Genomic DNA, 5,872 nt, shown 5'->3' with positions numbered 1-5,872 from the left:
GAACCTTGGCTTCCGCATCGGTGCTCTGAACCATGACTGACTCCTCCCGGTTGGATGATACCCCATCCAGGAAGCGTCTCCTAAATCAGGACTTGTAACTGTCCCACTCAGTCTGACACGGCACACCCCGAGCCGATTGTCAGGCGGGCGCTTGAGCGCGCCCGAGCTACCCCGGAAGTACAGATTCGCAAGTCGAGAATCGCGCTCTTCCGCTTCCTCTTAGCCAAGTTCTCTCTCGATTCCCATGTCCGTACCCCGACCCATCAGCATCACCCTTGACCGGCGGCTGCTGGAGCATCCGCAGGCCCTCCACATCCGCCGCATGCGCGAGGCCGTCTGGGTTTACCTGGCGCTTCTCGCGCGATTGCCCCCGGGGGCGGATTCGATCGAGATCGACCCGACTGTCCTGGCAAGTGCGATGGGCCTTCCGGACGGATCGATCCGAAGCCTCCTCGGGCACCTGCGAAAGAACCGTTACATCGACGCAAAGCGGCTGAACGGAACCGTCCGGGTGCGCGTCAAGCACTCTGCTCCGCTGACTGCCCCCGCCGCGCCGCCGAGGTTCTTCACCGCCGCCAAGCTCGGCCGTGCGCTGGGAGAAGCCGGCAGCCGGGAGGCGCTCGAACGCGCCCTCGACGAACATGCTGATCCGATCATCCAACGGGCGCTCGCCGGAGCGCTCGCGGTGCCAGCCGGCGAGATCCGCCGCTCACGCACCGCTTTATTTCTTTACTTACTCAAACGCTATGCCAACACTCGCCAAGACAACCGTCCTCGCCCTTGATCCGGGTCTCCGCGACCTGGGTTATGCCGTCCTGCGCGGTCGACGGCTCCAAACAGCCGGCGTCCGTCCGCTTCGTCTGATCCCCAAGGACAGGCGGATCGCCGAAGCCCGGCGGCTGGTCCGGGGCTGGATCGCAGCCTACCGACCTGGAACCCTGGTCCTCGAATCGACCCACCGCCATTCGATCAAATGGCTCAACGAGGTCGACCGATTAGGCCGATCGATCCGCCGTCTGGCAAGACGGTGCCACCTGGAGGTCAGATCCTACGCGCCGCAGACCGTCCGAAAGACCGTTCTGGGCAACGGGCGGGCGACGAAGAGAGAAGCGGCCGTGGCTGTCGCCACCCGGTTCCCGAGATTGCGCATCTACTTGACGCAGGACCGAAAGTGGAAGGAGCGCTACTGGCTCAATCTCTTTGACGCCGTGGCCCTCGCCTTGCACCACCGAGACAAGGGCCGCTAACCCACCACCCTCCCGCAGTCTCTTTGATGAGACTGAGTACAAGGCAGTGTCTCCTTGCAGACTGCCGCCGTGCGAGCTTCGCAAGCGCTAGCAAGCCAGCCCGGAGCAACGCGGTTCTCGGGAGGACATAAGATCATTGATGGTCCACTCCACATGCCAAGAACCATCCTCGGCATCGACCCCGGCACGAAGGAGATGGGCGCTGCCCTCATTCGAGGACGAGAGCTCATCGCTTTTGGGGTTCACACCCTGAGGAATGGGTCGCGACCCCGTGATATCATCGACCAAGCCCGACGAATCGTTCTCTCGTACATCCGAGAATACATCCCGGCGATCGTGGGAATCGAGAAACCGCTTCTCTTCCCCACGAAGCGGGCGGCCTTGGTTTCCGTTATCGTCCAAGAGCTTCGTGCTCGTTCCCATGAGCTCGGTCTTGGGGTCCTGGAGCTGTCGGCTCGCCAGGCGCGTCAGATTGTGGTCGGAGATCCCAACGCGAGAAAGCTCGATGTGGCTCAGGCCATCGTCGGGATGGGGTTCGAAGATCTGCGGTCGAAGCTGCCTAAGGAGCCGCCTCATCCGGTGCTTGGGTACAAATCCAGAGACCGCTATTGGCTTCACATGTTCGATGCACTAGCAATCGCACTCGCCATCGAGAAGCGATTCATCCACAAGATGCACTGACGGCCAGACACTTCCCCCCCTACGAGGACCGTCTCGGCCTCCGTACCGTGAAGGACAGAACACCCACCCACTCCTTTCCACTTGCTGGCCCTTCACAAAGGAGGTCTGCCGATGAAGCAGAATGGACTGATCCGCACGATCGAGATTCGTGACCGCACCGGCCGCGTCGTCGGAACCAAGGAGGTCGTCACGTATCCGGGACTGCTCTCCAAGGCTCACGAGGAGGGACTCATCCGGGTGCGAACCCGGCTTCTGCAGATCCCCAGCGAGGAGAACGGCCGCACCGCCATCGCCAAGGCAGCGGTCGAGACTGCCAAGGGCTGTTTCGAAGCCATTGGCGACGCGAACCCAGAGAATGTCAACTCGTTCATCGTCCCGCATCTGATCCGCATGGCCGAGACCCGCGCGAAGGCCCGCGCCCTCCGGGATGCCGTCAACGTCGGCATCGTCTCCTTCGAGGAGTTGGATGGCGAGGGGGTCGCTTCGAACGGCTCCGACCTCGGGTCGGGTGCACCCAGCCCCGCTCCCCGCCCGCAGGTCCGCCCGGCACTCCGCACCGAACACCCGAAGGGGAACGGCGGGAACGCACCGATGACCGAGGCCCAGCGCCGTTACCTCTTCCGTCTGCTCGCCAGTCGCGGGCTCTCGAATGACGAGGCCCACGCCTACCTCAAGGAGCGCTTCGAGGTCGCCTCGCTCGCGTCGGTCACGAAGGACCAGGCGACCCGCGCGATCGACGAGTTGCTCAAGGAGGTGCCCGATGGAGCCGCTCAGCGTTAGCCAGGTCCAGGGCTACCTCTTCTGCTCCCTCAAGTACCGGTTCCAGTACGTCGATCGCATCCCGCCAGCCTGGCGGCCTGCAGCCCTCGCATTCGGGGCGTCGGTCCACTCGGCCGCCGAGTGGTTCCACCGGGAGCGGCTCGCCGGCCGCTCGCCCACACCGCAGGCCGCAGCCGAGGTGTTCGCGGCCGACTGGTACGCGGCCAACCTCGCTCCCTTGGTCTTCCCCGAGCGGGAGTCGGAGGCAGTCCTGGCCGAGAAGGGCCGGGAGCTGATCCGCCTATACGCGGAAGGGTTGGACGGCACGCCGCCGCCGCTCCTCGTCGAGGACCGGTTCGAGATCGACCTGGCTGACCCCGAGACCGGGGAGCTGCTCGATCGCCGCCTGCGCGGGGTGATCGACCTCGTCGAGGCCGACGGTACCTTGGTCGAGCTCAAGACCGCGGCCAGGACATTCGACACCGGATCCCTGGAGCGGCATCTCCAGCTCTCGACCTACGCGCTCGTACGGCTACTCCAGACCGGGGCGGTTCCGCCGCTTCGGATCGATGCTCTCTTGAAGACCAAGGTCCCGCGGGTCGACCGGCTGCCGGCAGCCCGCTCGATCTCGGACCTCTCCTGGACAGTCCGGCTCCTGGCCTCGGTCGCGGCAGCGATCCAAGCCGGGCACTTCTTCCCGAACCCGTCGTACCGCTGCGCTGAGTGCGAGTACTTCGCCCAGTGCCAGGCGTGGCGGGGGGAGTGACGGGGGAGCCCCACCCACTCGTTCATCGCATCACACACCCGTGGCCTCCGGGGGATTCTCGGAGGCCCTTTTCTTCTCCGCTTCGGAAACCCTGGAGGACCCGATGTATGTCGCCGAACTGCGCAAGCGGCGGTACCGCGGCAAACAGCCGCCCGCCATGACGAATCCGAAGGACGTCGCCAAGCTTCTCGCCCGCACGCTCAAGGACGCAACCCGCGAGCACTTCCTGGTGCTGCTACTCAACAGCCGGCACACCGTGCTCGCGGTCGAGACCGTTTCGGTCGGAAGCCTGAACGCGTCGATCGTCCATCCCAGGGAGGTGTTCCGGCAGGCCATCCTGTCCCTGGCCAGCGCGGTCATCCTCGCTCACAACCACCCTTCGGGCGACCCCGAGCCATCGCCCGACGACATGGAGATCACGAAGCGCCTCTCACAGGCCGGCGAGCTGCTCGGGATCGAGGTCTTGGACCACGTCATCCTGGGTGGCAACGGCCAGTTCCAGTCGTTCCGGGAGAAAGGCCTGCTCCGCGCGACGGAGAAGTGAAAGGAGGAAGAAGAGATGCCCGGTCAGCTCGTTCTGCACTGCGGCGGCTGGGAGGCGACCAAGGCCGACCTCGCCGCCGTGCCCGTGCCAGTGGAGACGGATTCCTACGTCCCAGTGCCCCACGGGAGGTTCCTGGAGGAGGTCGAACTCCACGTGCCCCGGTTCGGTCTCACCGTCACGGAGGCCCGCTATGCGCTCGCTCGCGACGGGATGCAGATGTTCGCCGTCTTGACCTGCTCGAATGGCGACGAACACGCTGACTACGCCCTCGCGATCGGAGTGCGAAACTCGTATGACCGATCGCTCTGCGCGGGGCTCGTCGCCGGCTCGCACGTCTTCTGCTGCGACAACCTCGCTTTCTCGGGCGAGGCCGCAGTCGCCCGGAAGCACACAGCCCACGTCTTCCGCGACCTGCCTGACCTTATCTACCGCATGCTCTCCAAGGTCGCCTCTCTGCAGGGCCGGATCCACGCTGAGGTCGCTGCCATGAAGGCACGGGAACTTCTGCCCGAGAAAGCCGACCACCTCATAGTCGAAGCCATTCGCCGACGCGCGCTGCCGGCCTCGAACCTCCCAAGAGTGCTCGATGCGTGGGACCGGCCCCGGCACGAGGAGTTCATGCCCCGGACCGCGTGGTCGCTCTACAACGCCTTCACAGAAACTGCAAAGTCGAGAAGCCCGCGCGCTCAGGTCGAGGGGACCCTTCGCCTCACCCGGGCATTCCGCGACCTCCTGAGCCTCTAGACGGGGAGGCGAAGCCGTGTCCGCTGGACGGACCCTCTACGTCGTCGCCAGCAGCGCAAGTCGCCGCGCAGCTTCCAGCAGGACTAGGGACGGGTAACCAGGCTCGAACGATAGGACGTGCTTCTCATTCGCTCGCCCGCCTCCGGCGGTTCGTGAACCACGCGACTGCCGGGCCGGGCACGATCAACCGCTCGCGACATAGTGAGCGGTTTTCTTCTGCGGTTCTCACGACGCGGCCGGTCCCGAGTCTGGATGCATTGTCTTAGGACCAAAACCACCCCATTGGGCTCCTTGACGCTCGCCTGCCATCCTGTTACTCTGACAATGTCTAATCAGTAATCCAATAACACAATGCGCATCAACACACGCGCTCTTTCCGTCTTCGCGGTGTCACTGGTCGCGACCTTGTCGGTCGTCAGCGTGGTCGTGGCCGGCACGTCCTTCGCGGGTCAGGGCACAATCTCCTTTGACTCGATCAAGGTCGGCCAAGAAGGCGTCGGAGGAGTGACCTATTTCAACGGCAGCATCATCAACAACACGAAGAACGCAAAGGGTGCCGACAATCCCGTCACACTTGCGGACAATGTGCGAATCGACGGGAAAGTCTATCGTGGTGCGACGCAGGGACCGGCCGACTCGCAGCCCTTCATCATCGACGATAACGGTCAGGTGACCGGGAGCCTTGCAGTCAGCGGGTCCCTGAGCGCGGGCAGCATCACGGGTCTTTCGAATATGGTTAGTGCAGCCGGCTTCGCGCAGACCAGCGCTTTCGGAGATTATGCCAAGCTGAGCGACCTGAGCCCATATGCCAAGACGAGCGACCTGAGTGCCTACGCGCAAACGAGTACCCTGGCGGACTATGCGACGCTGACCGATCTCGGTGCCTATGCGAGCGCGAGCGATCTAAGCGCTCTCTCTAGCACGGTCGGCACTCTCGTGAACAACACGAACGTGCTCTACAACTACAACCGATGTGTACTGAATCTCGGCCAGAGCGGGACATACTGGAGTGAACCCCGCGGACTGGACAAGTTGACCCGAATCGAGTGAGGGGGTTTGGAATCGTGCTCGTGGAAGGCCATGTTTGCTCTTGGGAGCCCGGAGTCTTTGGGCAGATTGGACCTTCCGCGA

The 5,872-nt window shown here is 63.9% G+C and carries 8 protein-coding genes; all 8 read left to right on the top strand.

The genetic code is table 11. The annotated features are described in order from the left end of the window. The first annotated feature begins 244 nt into the window (after window positions 1-244). Window positions 245-784: a hypothetical protein gene (locus KBC96_15435; GenBank protein MBP6965786.1), complete on the top strand. Its 540-nt coding sequence runs from the start codon at window positions 245-247 to the stop codon at window positions 782-784. Continuing rightward, on the top strand, window positions 747-1,247 hold the full coding sequence (locus KBC96_15430) for a crossover junction endodeoxyribonuclease RuvC (GenBank protein ID MBP6965785.1): 501 nt from the start codon (window positions 747-749) through the stop codon (window positions 1,245-1,247). The genes KBC96_15435 and KBC96_15430 overlap by 38 nt, the downstream gene beginning before the upstream one ends. Before the next feature lie 153 nt (window positions 1,248-1,400). Next, the gene (locus tag KBC96_15425) at window positions 1,401-1,928 is read left to right on the top strand and encodes a crossover junction endodeoxyribonuclease RuvC (GenBank protein MBP6965784.1); all 528 of its coding nucleotides are present in this window, start codon (window positions 1,401-1,403) and stop codon (window positions 1,926-1,928) included. Window positions 1,929-2,039: 111 nt separating this feature from the next. Beyond that, a complete protein-coding gene (locus KBC96_15420; GenBank protein ID MBP6965783.1) occupies window positions 2,040-2,708 on the top strand; it encodes a hypothetical protein in 669 nt (222 codons plus the stop codon). Further along, complete coding sequence (locus tag KBC96_15415; protein MBP6965782.1) at window positions 2,689-3,453, top strand: PD-(D/E)XK nuclease family protein; 765 nt, start codon at window positions 2,689-2,691, stop codon at window positions 3,451-3,453. The genes KBC96_15420 and KBC96_15415 overlap by 20 nt, the downstream gene beginning before the upstream one ends. A gap of 103 nt (window positions 3,454-3,556) precedes the next feature. Then, window positions 3,557-3,997, top strand: coding sequence for a DNA repair protein RadC (gene radC, locus KBC96_15410; GenBank protein ID MBP6965781.1), 441 nt, complete (start codon window positions 3,557-3,559; stop codon window positions 3,995-3,997). A gap of 15 nt (window positions 3,998-4,012) precedes the next feature. After that, window positions 4,013-4,741 carry a DUF932 domain-containing protein gene (locus KBC96_15405; GenBank protein MBP6965780.1) on the top strand — a complete coding sequence of 243 codons (729 nt, stop codon included), beginning with the start codon at window positions 4,013-4,015 and terminating at the stop codon, window positions 4,739-4,741. 351 nt (window positions 4,742-5,092) lie between these two features. Continuing rightward, window positions 5,093-5,791 (top strand): hypothetical protein, encoded by a 699-nt coding sequence (locus tag KBC96_15400; GenBank protein MBP6965779.1) that lies wholly within the window; start codon window positions 5,093-5,095, stop codon window positions 5,789-5,791. The last annotated feature ends 81 nt before the right edge of the window (window positions 5,792-5,872 follow it).

The organism is Armatimonadota bacterium (genome assembly GCA_017993055.1).
Lineage (GTDB): Bacteria > Armatimonadota > UBA5829 > DTJY01 > DTJY01 > JAGONM01.
Note: the sequence above shows the minus strand (reverse complement) of the source record. Positions and strands in the feature narration are given on the sequence as shown.